This window comes from Burkholderia seminalis (genome assembly GCF_001718535.1).
Lineage (GTDB): Bacteria > Pseudomonadota > Gammaproteobacteria > Burkholderiales > Burkholderiaceae > Burkholderia > Burkholderia seminalis.
Genome location: NZ_CP013398.1, coordinates 2,365,077 through 2,379,131, shown reverse-complemented (window position 1 = coordinate 2,379,131; position 14,055 = coordinate 2,365,077). Strand labels below are relative to the sequence as shown.

Genomic DNA, 14,055 nt, shown 5'->3' with positions numbered 1-14,055 from the left:
CTGTCGTCAGGTTCCGTCTTTCCGCCAGTCCCTCCCTCTCTCTCTGCAGCCAATCAAGAAGGGGACAGTCATGAGTCTCATCGAAGTCAAGGTTCCGGATATCGGCGATTTCAGCGGCGTCGATGTCATCGAAGTCAACGTGAAGCCCGGCGACGTGATCGAAAAAGAGCAAACGCTCATCACGCTCGAATCCGACAAGGCCTCCATGGAAGTGCCCAGCGACGTCGCCGGCACCGTCAAGGAAGTCAAGGTCAAGGCCGGCGAGAAAGTCTCGCAAGGCACCGTCATCGCCATCGTCGAAGCGTCGGCCGGTGCCGCCGCACCCGCGAAAGCGCCTGAAGCGCCTGAAGCGCCGAAGCCCGCAGCCGCGCCGGCACCGGCTGCCGCCGCTCCGGCGCCCGCGCCGCAAGCCGGCAGCTATGCCGGCGCCGCCGACATCGAGTGCGACATGCTCGTGCTCGGCGCCGGCCCCGGCGGCTACTCGGCCGCGTTCCGCGCGGCCGACCTCGGCATGAAGACCGTGCTCGTCGAACGCTACTCGACGCTCGGCGGCGTGTGCCTGAACGTGGGCTGCATCCCGTCGAAAGCGCTGCTGCATACGTCGCTCGTCGTCGAGGAAGCCGCGGCGCTCGCGTCGCACGGCATCACGTTCGGCAAGCCGCAGGTCGATCTCGACAAGCTGCGCGACTTCAAGGGCGGCGTCGTCAAGAAGCTGACGACGGGCCTCGCCGGCATGGCCAAGGCACGCAAGGTCGAAGTGGTCACCGGCGTCGGTGCGTTCGTCGATCCGTTCCACATGGAAGTGCAGGGCGAAAACGGCAAGAAGGTCGTGAAGTTCAAGCAGGCGATCATCGCCGCGGGCTCGCAAGCCGTGAAGCTGCCGTTCATGCCGGAAGACCCGCGTGTCGTCGACTCGACCGGCGCACTCGAACTGCGCCAGCTGCCCAAGCGCATGCTCGTGATCGGCGGCGGCATCATCGGCCTCGAAATGGCCACGGTGTACTCGACGCTCGGCGCCGAGATCGACGTCGTCGAAATGATGGACGGCCTGATGATGGGCGCGGACCGCGATCTCGTGAAGGTCTGGGAAAAGTACAACGCGAAGCGCTTCGGCAACGTGATGCTGAAGACCAAGACGGTCGGCGCGGAAGCGAAGGAAGACGGCGTCTACGTGAAGTTCGAGGGCGAGAAGGCGCCGGCGGAAGCGCAGCGCTACGACCTCGTGCTCGTCGCGGTGGGCCGCAGCCCGAACGGCAAGAAGATCGGTGCCGACAAGGCCGGCGTCGCGGTCACGGATCGCGGCTTCATCGACGTCGACAAGCAGATGCGCACGAACGTCCCGCACATCTTCGCGATCGGCGATATCGTCGGCCAGCCGATGCTCGCGCACAAGGCCGTGCATGAAGGCCACGTCGCAGCGGAAGCCGCGCACGGCGAGAAGGCGTATTTCGACGCGCTGCAGATCCCGTCGGTGGCCTACACCGATCCGGAAGTGGCGTGGGCCGGCAAGACGGAAGACCAGTGCAAGGCCGAAGGCATCAAGTACGGCAAGGCCGTGTTCCCGTGGGCCGCTTCGGGCCGCGCGATCGCGAACGGCCGCGACGAAGGCTTCACGAAGCTGATCTTCGACGAGGAAACCCATCGCGTGATCGGCGGCGGCATCGTCGGCCTGAACGCAGGCGACCTGATCAGCGAAGTGTGCCTCGCCGTCGAGATGGGCGCGGACGCGGAAGACATCGGCAAGACGATCCATCCGCACCCGACGCTCGGCGAGTCGGTCGGCATGGCCGCCGAACTGTACGAAGGCGTCTGTACGGACCTGCCGCCGCAACGCAAGAAGTAACGCGACCGGCACGGCCGGCCATGCGCCGGCCACGAAAAACGCCGCCGCCCGGACGATCCGGGCGGCGGCGTTTTCTTTTGTGCGCAGCCGGCGCGGCGGCCGGACGACGGCTTGAAGCCGGCCGGCGTTTGCCGGTTCGCACGTGTTCCGGCGCCAGAAACGAAAAAGCCGCGCTGGGCGCGGCTCTTTCAGGAGCAGGGGCGCTTACGCGGCCGGCTTGCTCGAACGGCGTGCGGCGGCGGCGGTAGCAGCCTTCGTCGCGACGGCAGCAGCAGCGTTGAAGTTCGTTTCAGCGATTTCGACGGCTTGCTTCGTGGCCTTCTGAACCGTTTCGTAAGTGGTGTTCGCGGCGTTCAGTGCCGACTTCAGCGCGGCGACAGCCGTTTCCGAACCGGCCGGGGCGTTCTTCGCGACGTTGTCGACGAGTGCCTGGACCTTCTTGTTCTGCTCGTCGAATTGCGCTTCGGCAACCTTCGCGAACTCGGCTTGCGTCGACGATGCGATTTCGTACAGGTGACGGCCGTACGACAGCACCTTTTCAGCGACCGGCTGCGACAGGCTGGCTTGCAGCGCGATCAGTTCCTGCGCGTCCTTCACCGACAGCAGGCGTTGTGCGTTTTCCTGGCCTTCGGCCAGCGTCGACTTCACGACCTGCAGGTTCAGTTCGATCAGCTTTTCGACGCCTTCGAACGCCTTGGTCGTCAGACCGAACAGGCTCTCGAGGTTGGCTTTCTGTGCAGCGGCGATTTGCTCGGGGGTCAGCAAGGACATGTCCAGCTCCTGAAAAGCGATCGCGTCGATCGCAGGGTAAAGGGCACTACGACGGGGAATCTCGGATGCGCGTGCTTTGTGCAACGCAGCAATGAGGCTTATTTTAGGGCAGAGAAAACGGATGTCAAGTGTTTTTTGTGCGTTGCACAATCGCGACAAATTATCGATAAAACAACGGGTTATCGCGGTCGTCCGGAATCGGTTTCAGGCGCGTTCCCAGATGGTGCGCACGACGGCGGGGAAAGCGCGGCGCACCATGATCATGCACAGGTAAACCTGACAGGCCCATGGAACGTTATCCTTCTGTTCCTGTCGAAAAACGCGCCGTTTCGATGCGCGTGCCGTGGCGACGTGCCGCCGCCACGGTCGAGACCGGCGCCCCTGGCATGCCGAGCACCGGATACGTAGTTTCCCCGCTTTAAATCGCCTCCGAAGTGACGTTATCTCAATTAACCGAGTGGTAATCGGGAGACGGGCGCTGTCGGGCAGTGCACCCATGAGTTTTTTCGATGGGGGCGGGAGGGTCGATTGGTCTGAGGTTGGCCGACCCTTACATTCCGGTTTAACGACGATCGGTAAGTGCCTAATATTGCTCTTTTTTTCAGCTTTAACTACACTTGCGGAAACCTCCCGCCGCTTTGTCCAGACCCCAATGAAAGCCGAATCGTTTTCACCGCGCAGATTGTTGCAGAGCATGACGCTCGGCACGGCTGTGTCGGTCGCAGTCGCCTTGCTGGCGACCACCGCGTCCGTCGCGCCTGCTGACGCCTTTGCCGCCACTGCGAAGACCCAACAAGCCGCCAAGAAAAAAGCCGTCGCTCCTGCTTCGTCAGCGAAGAAGAAGTCGGCGAAGGCGACGTCCGACAAATCCGCCAAGGTCGCCGCGGCCGATGCGCCGCGCGCGAAGGCGTCGCGAAAGCGCGTGACGCTCGCGGCGAACAACCTGCATGGCGGCCATCGCGGCGCGGTCCGCAAGGTCGCGTTCCAGCCGCGCCGGCCGACGGTCGGTCAGGCGTTCGGCCTGCACGATACGCCCGACGCGCTCGCGCTGCGTTCGAGCGTCGCGTACGTCGTCGACCAGAATTCCGGCGAGCCGCTGTTCGACAAGAATTCGCACGCCGTCGTGCCGATCGCGTCAATCTCGAAGCTGATGACGGCGATGGTCGTGCTCGACTCGAAGGCGCCGATGACCGATCAGATCGAAGTCACCGACGAAGACCGCGACTACGAGAAGGGCACGGGCTCGCGCCTGTCGGTCGGCTCGGTGCTGTCGCGCGAGGACATGCTGCACATCGCGCTGATGGCGTCGGAAAACCGCGCGGCCGCGGCGCTGTCGCGTTATTACCCGGGCGGCCGTCCGGCGTTCATCGCCGCGATGAACGCGAAGGCGAAGGCGCTCGGCATGGCCGATACGCATTTCGAGAATTCGACCGGCCTGTCCAGCTCGAACGTGTCGAGTGCGCGTGATCTCGTGAAGATGGTCAATGCCGCGTATCAATATCCGATGATCCGCCAGTTCTCGACCGATCGCAGCTACGAGGTGTTCACGGGCAAGCGCAATCTCGCGTACAACAGCACGAACGCGCTGATCCGCGGCAACGGCTCGTGGGACATCGGCCTGCAGAAGACGGGCTTCATCAACGAAGCGGGTGAATGCCTCGTGATGCAGGCGACGATCCATGGCCGGCCGATGGTGATGGTGCTGCTCGACTCGTTCGGCAAGTACTCGCGCTTCGCCGACGCATCGCGCCTGCGCAACTGGCTCGACGCCGGCGGCGGCGAACGCCTGACGGCGGCCAACACGCCGAACGGCGGAACCTGATCGCGCCGCAGGCTGCAACAAGAAAGCCCCGCAATCGCGGGGCTTTTTTACGTCCGGCGGAACCGGCATCGAGGCCGGCGAGCAGGCTTACGCCTGCCGCTGCAGCCCGTCCACGTCCTTCGCGGGCGTCGGCCGGTAGCCGAGCGATTCCGAGATGGTGAGTGCCGTGCGGCTCAACTGGCCGAGCCATGCGTCCTGCAGGCGGTCGGCCGGTGCCGACAGCGACAGGCCCGCGACGAGCTTGCCCGAATCGTCGTAGATGCCGGCCGCGATACAGCGCACGCCGAGCTCCAGCTCCTCGTTGTCGCGCGCGCACGATTGCTGGCGGACGATCGTCAACTCGCGCTCGAGCTTCGCGATGTCGGTGATGCTGTTCTGCGTATGGCCGGACAGCCCCGTGCGCGTCGCATAGGCGCGCACGCGCGACGTTTCGTCGGCCGCGAGGAACAGCTTGCCGACCGACGTCAGGTGCAGCGGCGCGCGGCCGCCGATCGCGCGGACGACTTGCATCCCCGAGCGCTCGGAATACGCACGCTCGATGTAGACGATCTCGTCGCCCTGGCGCACCGACAGGTTCACGGTCTGCCCGGTGAGGCGATGCAGCTCGCGCATCGGCATCAGCGCCGCGTCGCGTACCGACAGGCGCGCCTTCACGAGGTTGCCGAGCTCCAGCAGCCGCATGCCGAGGCGGTAGGTGCCGGGATCGGAGCGGTCGACGAGGCGACAGGTCACCATGTCGTTGAGGATGCGGTGCGCGGTCGACGGGTGCAGCTCCGTGCGCTGCGCCAGTTCCTTCAGGCTGACAGGATCACTGTGCGCGGCGAGCGCGTCCAGCAGCCGCATCATGCGTTCGATCACCTGGATCGACGTTTTTGAATCCGGGGTGGGTTGGCTCATGTCGGGGGGAGAAATCGGTTGACGCGTCAAGCGGTGTTGCAACGATTGTATCTCGTATTGTGAAAAAAGCGAACGCCGTTCGAGGAAGTCCTCGTTTCGTGCACGACGGGCTTGCATGCGAGCCGGCGTTGGTCTTGCTGGCCAAACGGCGGATAATGAGAGTCGTTTTCTCGAAGGAGCACGTATGCGAGTCGGTTTGTTCGTGACCTGCCTGGTCGATCTGATGCGCCCCGAAATCGGTTTCTCGGCGCTCAAGCTGATTCGCGACGCCGGCTACGAAGTGATCGTGCCGCCCGCGCAGACCTGCTGCGGGCAACCGGCCTACAACTCGGGCGACCGCGCGCTCGCGCGCGACCTCGCCGAAAAGACGCTGCGCGAGTTCAAGCAGTTCGATTACGTCGTCGCGCCGTCGGGCTCGTGCGGCGGGATGATCCGCGCGCACTACGGCGACCTGTTTCGCGACGACCCCGAACTGATGGGGCGCTACACGCGGTTCCAGCAGAAGGTCTACGAACTGACCGATTTCCTCGCGAACGTCGCGAAGGTGTCGCTCGCGCCGGGCGAGTTCACCGGCCCCGTCACCTATCACGACTCGTGTTCGGGCCTGCGCGAACTCGGCGTGAAGGCGCAGCCGCGCGCGCTGCTCGCGCAGCGCGGCGTTGCGGTCACCGAGATGAAGGACTGCGAGCACTGCTGCGGCTTCGGCGGCACGTTCGCGATCAAGTACGGCGACATCTCGGCGGCCATCGCGGACGAGAAATGCGCGAACGTGCGTGCGTCGGGCGCGGGTGCCGTCGTGCTCGGCGATCTCGGCTGCATGCTGAACATCGAAGGGCGGTTGCGCCGCACCGGCGACCGCGACACGCGCGTGCTGCACGTCGCGCAGGTGCTGGCGGGCGACGTCTGACGCCCGGTTCCGCTCACTTTTCCCGATACCGCGATGCAAGTCCAATCGATGCATTTCAAGGCGCGCGCCGGCCAGAAGCTGGCCGACCAGCGCCTGCAGCAGAACCTGAAGAAGCTGTCGACGAAGTTCGTGTCCGCGCGCGCCGACGCGATGACCGCGATCGACTTCCCGGCCACGCGCGCCGCGCTCAAGGCGCGCCGCAACCGCGCGCTGGAGAACCTCGACGTGTGGCTCGAGGCTTTCGAGCAGGAGGCGACGCGGCGCGGCACGACGGTGTTGTTCGCCGAAACGACCGCGGATGCCGCGCGGCTGGTGGCCGACATCGCGCGCCGGCACGACGTGAAGAAGGTCATCAAGACCAAGTCGATGGTGTCCGAGGAAATGCGCCTGAACGCGGTGCTCGCGGAGATGGGCGTGCAGTCGATCGAGACGGACCTCGGCGAATACATCCTGCAGATCAACGACAACGAGCCGCCGAGCCACATCATCGCGCCCGTCGTGCACAAGGACAAGGACGAGATCGCCGACCTGTTCGCGCGCACGCACCACCGCGAGCGGCTCACCGAGATTCCGGACATGACGCGCGAGGCGCGCGAGGTGCTGCGCCCGCATTTCATGTCGGCCGACATGGGCGTGACGGGCGGCAACTTCGTGATCGCCGAGACGGGCTCGGTCGCAATCGTGACGAACGAAGGGAACGAAGGCATGTGCACGGTGATGCCGCGCGTGCACGTCGCGGTGACGGGCATCGAGAAGGTGCTGCCGACCCTCGAGGATCTCGCGACCGCGATGCGCCTGCTGCCGCGTTCGGCGACCGGGCAGAAGACGTCGAACTATTTCTCGCTGCTGACCGGGCCGCGCGGGCCGGCCGACGAGGATGGCCCCGAGCACAACTACGTGGTACTGGTCGACGGCGGCCGCACGGGCCTGATCGGCGGCGAATTCCAGGAGATGCTGCGCTGCATCCGCTGCGGCGCGTGCATGAACCATTGCCCGGTATATCAGAAGGTCGGCGGCCATGCGTACGGCTGGGTCTATCCGGGGCCGATGGGGTCGGTGCTGACGCCGAGCTACGTCGGGCTCGACCGTACGCTCGACCTGCCGCAGGCCGCGACGCTATGCGGCGAATGCGACAGCGTGTGCCCGGCCGGGATTCCGTTGTCGCACCTGCTGCGCACGCTGCGCGAGAAGCAGGTCGAGCGGCACCTGCGGCCGTGGCGCGAGCGGGCGGCGCTCGCCGCATGGGGCTTCTTCGCGCGGCGGCCGATGCTGTACGCGCTGACGACCAAGCTCGCGGTGCGCGTCCTCGAGCGGCTGGGCAACGGCGGCACGCTGCGGCGCCTGCCGATGATGGGCGGCTGGATGGACACGCGCGACATGCCGACGCCGACCGGGCGCACGTTCCGCGAGCTGTACGCGGCGTCCCAGAGCCACCTCGGCTGACGACTGTTCAGCGGGCGGCAACAGTGCGTTCGCTATTTGCATATTTATCTCGATAGATGCGGTCTATAGAATCTGGTCTGTAGTCCCCGGAATTGGGTTTCGGGGTACCGGGTCAAGGAGGTCCGCATCATGAGAAAGACAATATCGATGTACTGGCCGCTGGCAATCGTCGTCCCGCTGGCAGCGGCAGCCTATCTGCACACGATGGCCGATGCGCCGTCGCGCGGTCCGCTCGCGGTTCACCAGGCGTCCGCCGAGCTGGCGCGCGCGGTGTCGTTCGGGCTGGTCGGCGACGCGGCGCAGCCGCTGCCGGCGGCATCCGGCGACATCGTGCTCGCCGCGCCGAAGGCGCTGTGAGGCATGGCGCCGTCGCGTCGGGCGACGGCGCGATTTCGGCCGCCTTTGTATAATGGCGTGTTGTTCTTCCACGCGGTCCGCCGCAACTTTTCGATAGTGCGATGACCCGCGTTGCGATCTGTTTCGTCTGTCTCGGCAACATCTGCCGTTCGCCCACCGCGGAAGGCGTGATGCGCCACCAGGTCGACGCGGCCGCGCTGGCCGACCGGATCGCGATCGATTCGGCCGGCACCGGCGACTGGCACGTGGGCGAGCCGCCCGATACACGGGCGCAGGCGGCGGCACGCAGTCGCGGCTACGATTTGTCGGCGCTGCGCGCGCGGCAGGTGAGTGCGGCGGATTTCGAGCGCTTCGACCTGCTGCTTGCGATGGATGAGGCGAATCTCGCGGAATTGCAGCGCCGCTGCCCGCCGCAGTATCGCGACAAGGTGCGCCTGCTGATGGAATTCGCGCCGGATTCGACCGAAACCGAAGTGGCCGACCCGTATTTCGGCGGCGCGAAGGGCTTCGAACAGGTGCTCGATCAGGTCGAACGCGCGTGCGCGGGCCTGCTGGAGACACTCCGGGCCCGTACGGCGCGCTGATCGCCCGGTGGTATTCAGCGGTCTGCGAATACCCTTTCAAAGACATGGATACTTGACTAAAAACGTCAAATATTTATACTTGACCAAAATCGTCAAGATTGCAGTCCCCTAGACACCATGAGACTCACCACCAAAGGCCGTTTCGCCGTCACGGCGATGATTGACTTGGCACTGCGCCAGGAGCAGGGCCCGGTGACGCTTGCAGGCATCAGCCAGCGCCAGCGGATTTCGCTCTCGTATCTCGAACAGCTGTTCGGCAAGCTGCGCAGGCATGAAATCGTCGAATCCGTGCGCGGCCCGGGCGGCGGCTACAACCTCGCGCGCCGCGCGCAGGACGTCACCGTTGCCGACATCATCATCGCGGTTGATGAACCGCTCGACGCCACGCAGTGCGGCGGCAAAGGCACGTGCGACGGCTCGAAGCAGCCCGACGGCCATTGCATGACGCACGAGCTGTGGTCGACCCTGAACCAGAAGATGGTCGAATACCTCGACTCCGTGTCGCTGCAGGATCTCGTCGATCAGCAGCGCGCACGCGAGGGCGCGCCCGCGGTGCTGCGCGACCGCCGCGCGCCGGAGCCCGTCGCCGCACCGGCCGAGCCCGTGCGCACGATGCCGCTGGGCCCCAATTCGGTGTTCAACATCGCGAGTTCGTGAGCGCGAAGGCGCCCGCCATACCCCATAACGCACATAGTCCCTGCACAGAATACCCGGAGCGACAGATGACCCAAGAGACTCTCCACCTGCCCATCTACATGGATTACAGCGCGACGACCCCCGTCGACCCGCGCGTGGTCGACAAGATGGTGCCGTACCTGCGCGAGCAGTTCGGCAACCCGGCGTCGCGCAGCCACGCTTACGGCTGGGACGCGGAGCGTGCGGTCGAGGAAGCGCGCGAACAGGTGGCCGCACTCGTGAACGCCGATCCGCGCGAGATCATCTGGACGTCCGGCGCAACCGAATCGGACAACCTCGCGATCAAGGGTGCCGCGAACTTCTACAAGGGCAAGGGCAAGCACATCGTCACGGTGAAGACCGAGCACAAGGCCGTGCTCGATACCTGCCGCGAGCTCGAGCGCGACGGTTTCGACGTCACCTACCTCGACGTGAAGGATGACGGCCTGATCGACCTCGACGTGTTCAAGGCCGCGCTGCGCCCGGACACGATCCTCGTGTCGGTGATGCACGTGAACAACGAGATCGGCGTGATCCAGGACATCGAGACGATCGGCGAGATCTGCCGCGAGAAGGGCATCGTGTTCCACGTCGACGCCGCGCAGTCGACCGGCAAGGTCGGCATCGACCTCGCGAAGCTGAAGGTCGACCTGATGTCGTTCTCGGCGCACAAGACCTACGGCCCGAAGGGCATCGGCGCGCTGTACGTGCGCCGCAAGCCGCGCGTGCGCATCGAAGCGCAGATGCACGGTGGCGGTCACGAGCGCGGCATGCGTTCGGGCACGCTGCCGACGCACCAGATCGTCGGCATGGGCGAAGCGTTCCGCATCGCCCGCGAGGAAATGGCGACCGAGAACGAGCGCGTGCGCATGCTGCGCGACAAGCTGCTGCGCGGCCTGTCGCAGATCGAGGAAACCTACGTGAACGGCGACATGGAACGCCGTGTCCCGCACAACCTGAACATCAGCTTCAACTTCGTCGAAGGCGAGTCGCTGATCATGGCGATCAAGGACGTCGCGGTGTCGTCGGGCTCCGCGTGCACGTCGGCGTCGCTCGAGCCGTCGTACGTGCTGCGTGCGCTCGGCCGCAACGACGAACTCGCGCACAGCTCGATCCGCTTCACGGTCGGCCGCTTCACGACGGAGCAGGAAGTCGACTTCGTGATCAACCTGCTGAACAGCAAGATCGCGAAGCTGCGCGAACTGTCGCCGCTCTGGGAAATGCACCAGGAAGGCATCGATCTGTCGACGATCGAATGGGCCGCTCACTAACACCGCATTGAATGCACCCGCGGGCGGATTGACGCACGCAGACGTAACGAGTCAAGGAGTCTGAGTCATGTCTTACAGCAACAAGGTTCTGGATCACTACGAAAACCCGCGCAACGTCGGTTCGTTCGCGAAGGACGACGACACGGTCGGCACGGGCATGGTCGGCGCGCCGGCGTGCGGCGACGTGATGAAGCTGCAGATCCGCGTCGGCGCGGACGGCGTGATCGAAGACGCGAAGTTCAAGACCTACGGTTGCGGTTCGGCGATCGCGTCGAGCTCGCTCGTCACCGAGTGGGTGAAGGGCAAGACGCTCGACGAGGCACTGTCGATCAAGAACACGCAGATCGCCGAGGAACTCGCGCTGCCGCCGGTGAAGATTCACTGCTCGATCCTCGCGGAAGACGCGATCAAGGCAGCCGTGGCCGACTACAAGAAGCGCCACGACACCAAGGAAGGCGATCAGGCAGCAGCCTGAGCGGCATCGAGCGGGTTAGAGAAGGGAACGCGGCGGGCCCCGGTGGCGCGCCGCGGCAAGGACATCATGGCAATTACACTGACCGAAAAAGCAGCACAGCACGTTCAGAAATACCTCGTCCGTCGCGGCAAGGGGGTGGGCCTGCGGCTTGGCGTTCGCACGACCGGGTGCTCGGGGCTCGCGTACAAGCTCGAGTATGTCGACGAGCTGGCTCCCGAGGATCAGGTGTTCGAGAGCCATGGCGTGAAGGTCGTCGTCGATCCGAAGAGCCTCGCGTACATCGACGGCACCGAGCTCGACTTCGCCCGCGAAGGCCTGAACGAAGGGTTCAAGTTCAACAACCCGAACGTGAAGGACGAGTGCGGTTGCGGCGAATCGTTCCGCGTGTGACGCGGGTCTCCGCGCGATGCGGGCAAGAGGCGGCACGGGCCGCCTTTTTAATGTGCGGCGTTTGCCGCGCGACGAACCGGAATTGAACGCGACGATGGTCTCGCTGAAAGACAGCCACTTCGACCTGTTTCACCTGCCGGCGCAATTCGCGCTCGACGAAACGGCGCTCGACGCCGCCTATCGAACGGTGCAGACGCAGGTGCATCCGGACCGCTTCGCGGCGGCCGGCGATGCGCAGAAGCGCATCGCGATGCAATGGGCAACCCGTGCGAACGAGGCGTACCGCACGCTGCGCGATCCGCTGAAGCGCGCGTCCTATCTGCTGTCGCTGCGCGGTGTGGACATCGGCGCGGAAAACAACACGGCGATGGAGCCTGCATTCCTGATGCAGCAGATGGAGTGGCGCGAGGGCATCGAGGATGCCGCGGCCGCCCGCAACGTCGACGCGCTCGACGCATTGCTCGCCGAGTTGCGCGACGAGAAGCGCGTGCGCGTCGAGCGCCTCGGTACGCTGCTCGACAGCGGCGCCGACCAGGCCGCCGCGGAAGCCGTGCGCCAGTTGATGTTCATCGAACGCGTCGCGTCGGAAGTGGGCGCGCAGATCGAGCGCCTCGAAACTTAACCGCGTGCCTCGCGGCACGCGCAGCAAACGGGCCGAGCGCCCGAACGAACCAAGATGGCTTTACTGCAAATTTCCGAACCGGGCATGGCGCCGGCGCCGCACCAGCGGCGACTTGCCGTCGGGATCGATCTCGGCACGACGAACTCGCTCGTCGCGGCCGTGCGCAACAGCGTGCCGGAGGTGCTGCCGGACGAAGCGGGCCGTGTGCTGCTGCCGTCGGTGGTCCGCTACCTCGAAAAGGGCGGCCGCCGCATCGGCCACGAAGCGAAGGAGCAGGCCGCGACCGATCCGCGCAACACGATCGTCTCGGTCAAGCGCTTCATGGGCCGCGGCAAGGCCGAAGTCGAAGGCGCGGCGAACGCGCCGTATGAATTCGTCGATGCGCCGGGCATGGTGCAGATCCGCACCGTCGACGGCGTGAAGAGCCCGGTCGAAGTGTCGGCCGAGATCCTCGCGACGCTGCGCTATCGCGCCGAGGATTCGCTTGGCGACGATCTGGTCGGCGCGGTGATCACGGTGCCCGCGTACTTCGACGACGCGCAGCGCCAGGCGACCAAGGACGCGGCGCGTCTCGCGGGCCTCAACGTGCTGCGCCTGCTGAACGAACCGACCGCCGCCGCGATCGCCTACGGGCTCGACAACGGGTCCGAAGGCCTCTACGCGGTGTACGACCTCGGCGGCGGCACGTTCGACCTGTCGATCCTGAAACTGACGAAGGGCGTATTCGAGGTGCTGGCCGCGGGTGGCGATTCAGCGCTCGGCGGCGACGATTTCGACCATGCGCTGTTCGGCCACGTGCTCGCGCAGGCCGGCATCGACGCGAAGACGCTGGCGCCCGAGGACGTGCGCCTGCTGCTCGACCGCGTGCGCGTGCTGAAGGAAGCGCTGTCGTCGGCACCGGAGGCCGCGCTCGACGTGACGCTGTCGGGCGGTGCGCACCTCGTTCAGACGATTTCGCACGATACGTTCGCGTCGCTCGTCGAGCCACTCGTGCAGCGTACGCTCACGCCGACCCGCAAGGCGCTGCGCGACGCGCAGGTCACGCCGGCCGACATCAAGGGTGTCGTGCTGGTCGGCGGCGCGACGCGCATGCCGGTGATCCGCGACGCGGTCGCGAAATATTTCGGTCAGCCGCCGCTCGTGAACCTCGATCCGGACCAGGTCGTCGCGCTCGGCGCGGCGATCCAGGCCGACCTGCTCGCGGGCAATCGCGGCACCGGCGACGACTGGCTGCTGCTCGACGTGATTCCGCTGTCGCTCGGTGTCGAGACGATGGGCGGTCTCGTCGAGAAGATCATCCCGCGCAACTCGACGATTCCGATCGCGCGTGCGCAGGAATTCACGACCTTCAAGGACGGCCAGACCGCGATGGCGATCCACGTCGTGCAGGGCGAGCGCGAGCTCGTCGCCGACTGCCGGTCGCTCGCGCGCTTCGAGCTGCGCGGCATTCCGCCGATGACGGCCGGCGCCGCGCGCATTCGCGTGACCTACCAGGTCGACGCGGACGGCCTGCTGTCGGTGTTCGCACGCGAGCAACTGTCGGGCGTCGAGGCGTCGGTCGTCGTGAAGCCGTCGTACGGCCTCGCCGACGACGACATCGCGAAGATGCTCGAGGACAGCTTCAAGACCGCCGAAATCGACATGCGCGCCCGCGCGCTGCGCGAAGCGCAGGTCGAGGCCGAGCGGATGCTCGAGGCGACGCAGGCCGCGCTGGCGGCCGACGGCGAACTGCTCGACGCCGACGAGCGCACGCAGGTCGATGCGCTGGCCGCCGCGCTGCGCGCGGTCGCGCAGGGCGACGATACGAACGCGATCGAAGCGGCGACCAAGGCGCTGGCCGACGGCACCGACGAATTCGCGGCGCGCCGGATGGACAAGAGCATCAAGCGCGCGCTGTCGGGCCGCCGGCTCGACGAGATCTGAACTTGCGAACCGCGCGTCGGCCGGCGACGGCCCGCGCGCGATCATGTAATGAACCGTGCGGCGCGTGGCGCCGTA

At 65.9% G+C, this 14,055-nt stretch carries 14 protein-coding genes; 12 read left to right on the top strand and 2 right to left on the bottom strand.

Going from position 1 to position 14,055, the window contains the following annotated elements; genetic code table 11:
• The first annotated feature begins 70 nt into the window (after nucleotides 1-70).
• Nucleotides 71-1,843 carry a dihydrolipoyl dehydrogenase gene (lpdA, locus tag WJ12_RS10780; protein ID WP_069245673.1) on the top strand — a complete coding sequence of 591 codons (1,773 nt, stop codon included), beginning with the start codon at nucleotides 71-73 and terminating at the stop codon, nucleotides 1,841-1,843.
• A 204-nt stretch (nucleotides 1,844-2,047) separates the two neighbouring features.
• Here the strand turns inward: lpdA and WJ12_RS10775 are convergent, their stop codons facing one another.
• Complete coding sequence (locus WJ12_RS10775) at nucleotides 2,048-2,614, bottom strand: phasin family protein (RefSeq protein WP_034188948.1); 567 nt, start codon at nucleotides 2,612-2,614, stop codon at nucleotides 2,048-2,050.
• 652 nt (nucleotides 2,615-3,266) lie between these two features.
• Between WJ12_RS10775 and pbpG the strand changes: the two genes are divergently transcribed.
• Entirely contained in the window at nucleotides 3,267-4,436 is a 1,170-nt protein-coding gene (gene pbpG, locus WJ12_RS10770; protein ID WP_034188947.1) for a D-alanyl-D-alanine endopeptidase, read from the top strand.
• 87 nt (nucleotides 4,437-4,523) lie between these two features.
• Here the strand turns inward: pbpG and WJ12_RS10765 are convergent, their stop codons facing one another.
• Nucleotides 4,524-5,333: an IclR family transcriptional regulator gene (locus tag WJ12_RS10765; protein ID WP_034188946.1), complete on the bottom strand. Its 810-nt coding sequence runs from the start codon at nucleotides 5,331-5,333 to the stop codon at nucleotides 4,524-4,526.
• 184 nt (nucleotides 5,334-5,517) lie between these two features.
• Here WJ12_RS10765 and WJ12_RS10760 point away from each other — a divergent pair, with 184 nt between their 5' ends.
• The 10 genes from WJ12_RS10760 to hscA all read left to right on the top strand — a co-directional run bounded on the left by WJ12_RS10760 (nucleotide 5,518) and on the right by hscA (nucleotide 13,980).
• Nucleotides 5,518-6,240 (top strand): (Fe-S)-binding protein, encoded by a 723-nt coding sequence (locus tag WJ12_RS10760; protein ID WP_059562027.1) that lies wholly within the window; start codon nucleotides 5,518-5,520, stop codon nucleotides 6,238-6,240.
• A gap of 33 nt (nucleotides 6,241-6,273) precedes the next feature.
• Entirely contained in the window at nucleotides 6,274-7,683 is a 1,410-nt protein-coding gene (locus tag WJ12_RS10755; protein ID WP_059562024.1) for a lactate utilization protein B, read from the top strand.
• Nucleotides 7,684-7,812: 129 nt separating this feature from the next.
• Nucleotides 7,813-8,040, top strand: coding sequence for a hypothetical protein (locus tag WJ12_RS10750; RefSeq protein ID WP_034188943.1), 228 nt, complete (start codon nucleotides 7,813-7,815; stop codon nucleotides 8,038-8,040).
• 101 nt (nucleotides 8,041-8,141) lie between these two features.
• Nucleotides 8,142-8,624: a low molecular weight protein-tyrosine-phosphatase gene (locus WJ12_RS10745; protein ID WP_059562021.1), complete on the top strand. Its 483-nt coding sequence runs from the start codon at nucleotides 8,142-8,144 to the stop codon at nucleotides 8,622-8,624.
• A 117-nt stretch (nucleotides 8,625-8,741) separates the two neighbouring features.
• Nucleotides 8,742-9,281, top strand: a complete 540-nt coding sequence (iscR, locus tag WJ12_RS10740) for a Fe-S cluster assembly transcriptional regulator IscR (RefSeq protein ID WP_006401955.1) — start codon at nucleotides 8,742-8,744, stop codon at nucleotides 9,279-9,281.
• Between the two features lie 65 nt (nucleotides 9,282-9,346).
• Nucleotides 9,347-10,570 (top strand): IscS subfamily cysteine desulfurase, encoded by a 1,224-nt coding sequence (locus WJ12_RS10735; RefSeq protein ID WP_034188941.1) that lies wholly within the window; start codon nucleotides 9,347-9,349, stop codon nucleotides 10,568-10,570.
• Between the two features lie 67 nt (nucleotides 10,571-10,637).
• Nucleotides 10,638-11,045, top strand: a complete 408-nt coding sequence (gene iscU / locus WJ12_RS10730) for a Fe-S cluster assembly scaffold IscU (protein WP_006481982.1) — start codon at nucleotides 10,638-10,640, stop codon at nucleotides 11,043-11,045.
• Between the two features lie 66 nt (nucleotides 11,046-11,111).
• Entirely contained in the window at nucleotides 11,112-11,435 is a 324-nt protein-coding gene (gene iscA, locus WJ12_RS10725) for an iron-sulfur cluster assembly protein IscA (protein WP_011885413.1), read from the top strand.
• Between the two features lie 94 nt (nucleotides 11,436-11,529).
• Nucleotides 11,530-12,057, top strand: a complete 528-nt coding sequence (gene hscB / locus WJ12_RS10720) for a Fe-S protein assembly co-chaperone HscB (protein WP_006491598.1) — start codon at nucleotides 11,530-11,532, stop codon at nucleotides 12,055-12,057.
• A 54-nt stretch (nucleotides 12,058-12,111) separates the two neighbouring features.
• The gene (hscA, locus tag WJ12_RS10715) at nucleotides 12,112-13,980 is read left to right on the top strand and encodes a Fe-S protein assembly chaperone HscA (RefSeq protein ID WP_034188940.1); all 1,869 of its coding nucleotides are present in this window, start codon (nucleotides 12,112-12,114) and stop codon (nucleotides 13,978-13,980) included.
• Nucleotides 13,981-14,055 lie beyond the last annotated feature (75 nt).

Excerpts from the sequence above, each read along its gene's own strand:
- iscA (WP_011885413.1), top strand. The coding sequence starts at position 11,112 with ATGGCAATTACACTGACCGAAAAAGCAGCACAGCACGTTCAGAAATAC.
- hscA (WP_034188940.1), top strand. The coding sequence starts at position 12,112 with ATGGCTTTACTGCAAATTTCCGAACCGGGCATGGCGCCGGCGCCGCAC.
- lpdA (WP_069245673.1), top strand. The coding sequence starts at position 71 with ATGAGTCTCATCGAAGTCAAGGTTCCGGATATCGGCGATTTCAGCGGC.
- WJ12_RS10750 (WP_034188943.1), top strand. The coding sequence starts at position 7,813 with ATGAGAAAGACAATATCGATGTACTGGCCGCTGGCAATCGTCGTCCCG.
- WJ12_RS10745 (WP_059562021.1), top strand. The coding sequence starts at position 8,142 with ATGACCCGCGTTGCGATCTGTTTCGTCTGTCTCGGCAACATCTGCCGT.
- hscB (WP_006491598.1), top strand. The coding sequence starts at position 11,530 with ATGGTCTCGCTGAAAGACAGCCACTTCGACCTGTTTCACCTGCCGGCG.
- iscR (WP_006401955.1), top strand. The coding sequence starts at position 8,742 with ATGAGACTCACCACCAAAGGCCGTTTCGCCGTCACGGCGATGATTGAC.
- WJ12_RS10735 (WP_034188941.1), top strand. The coding sequence starts at position 9,347 with ATGACCCAAGAGACTCTCCACCTGCCCATCTACATGGATTACAGCGCG.
- WJ12_RS10760 (WP_059562027.1), top strand. The coding sequence starts at position 5,518 with ATGCGAGTCGGTTTGTTCGTGACCTGCCTGGTCGATCTGATGCGCCCC.
- WJ12_RS10755 (WP_059562024.1), top strand. The coding sequence starts at position 6,274 with ATGCAAGTCCAATCGATGCATTTCAAGGCGCGCGCCGGCCAGAAGCTG.
- pbpG (WP_034188947.1), top strand. The coding sequence starts at position 3,267 with ATGAAAGCCGAATCGTTTTCACCGCGCAGATTGTTGCAGAGCATGACG.
- WJ12_RS10765 (WP_034188946.1), bottom strand. The coding sequence starts at position 5,333 with ATGAGCCAACCCACCCCGGATTCAAAAACGTCGATCCAGGTGATCGAA.
- iscU (WP_006481982.1), top strand. The coding sequence starts at position 10,638 with ATGTCTTACAGCAACAAGGTTCTGGATCACTACGAAAACCCGCGCAAC.
- WJ12_RS10775 (WP_034188948.1), bottom strand. The coding sequence starts at position 2,614 with ATGTCCTTGCTGACCCCCGAGCAAATCGCCGCTGCACAGAAAGCCAAC.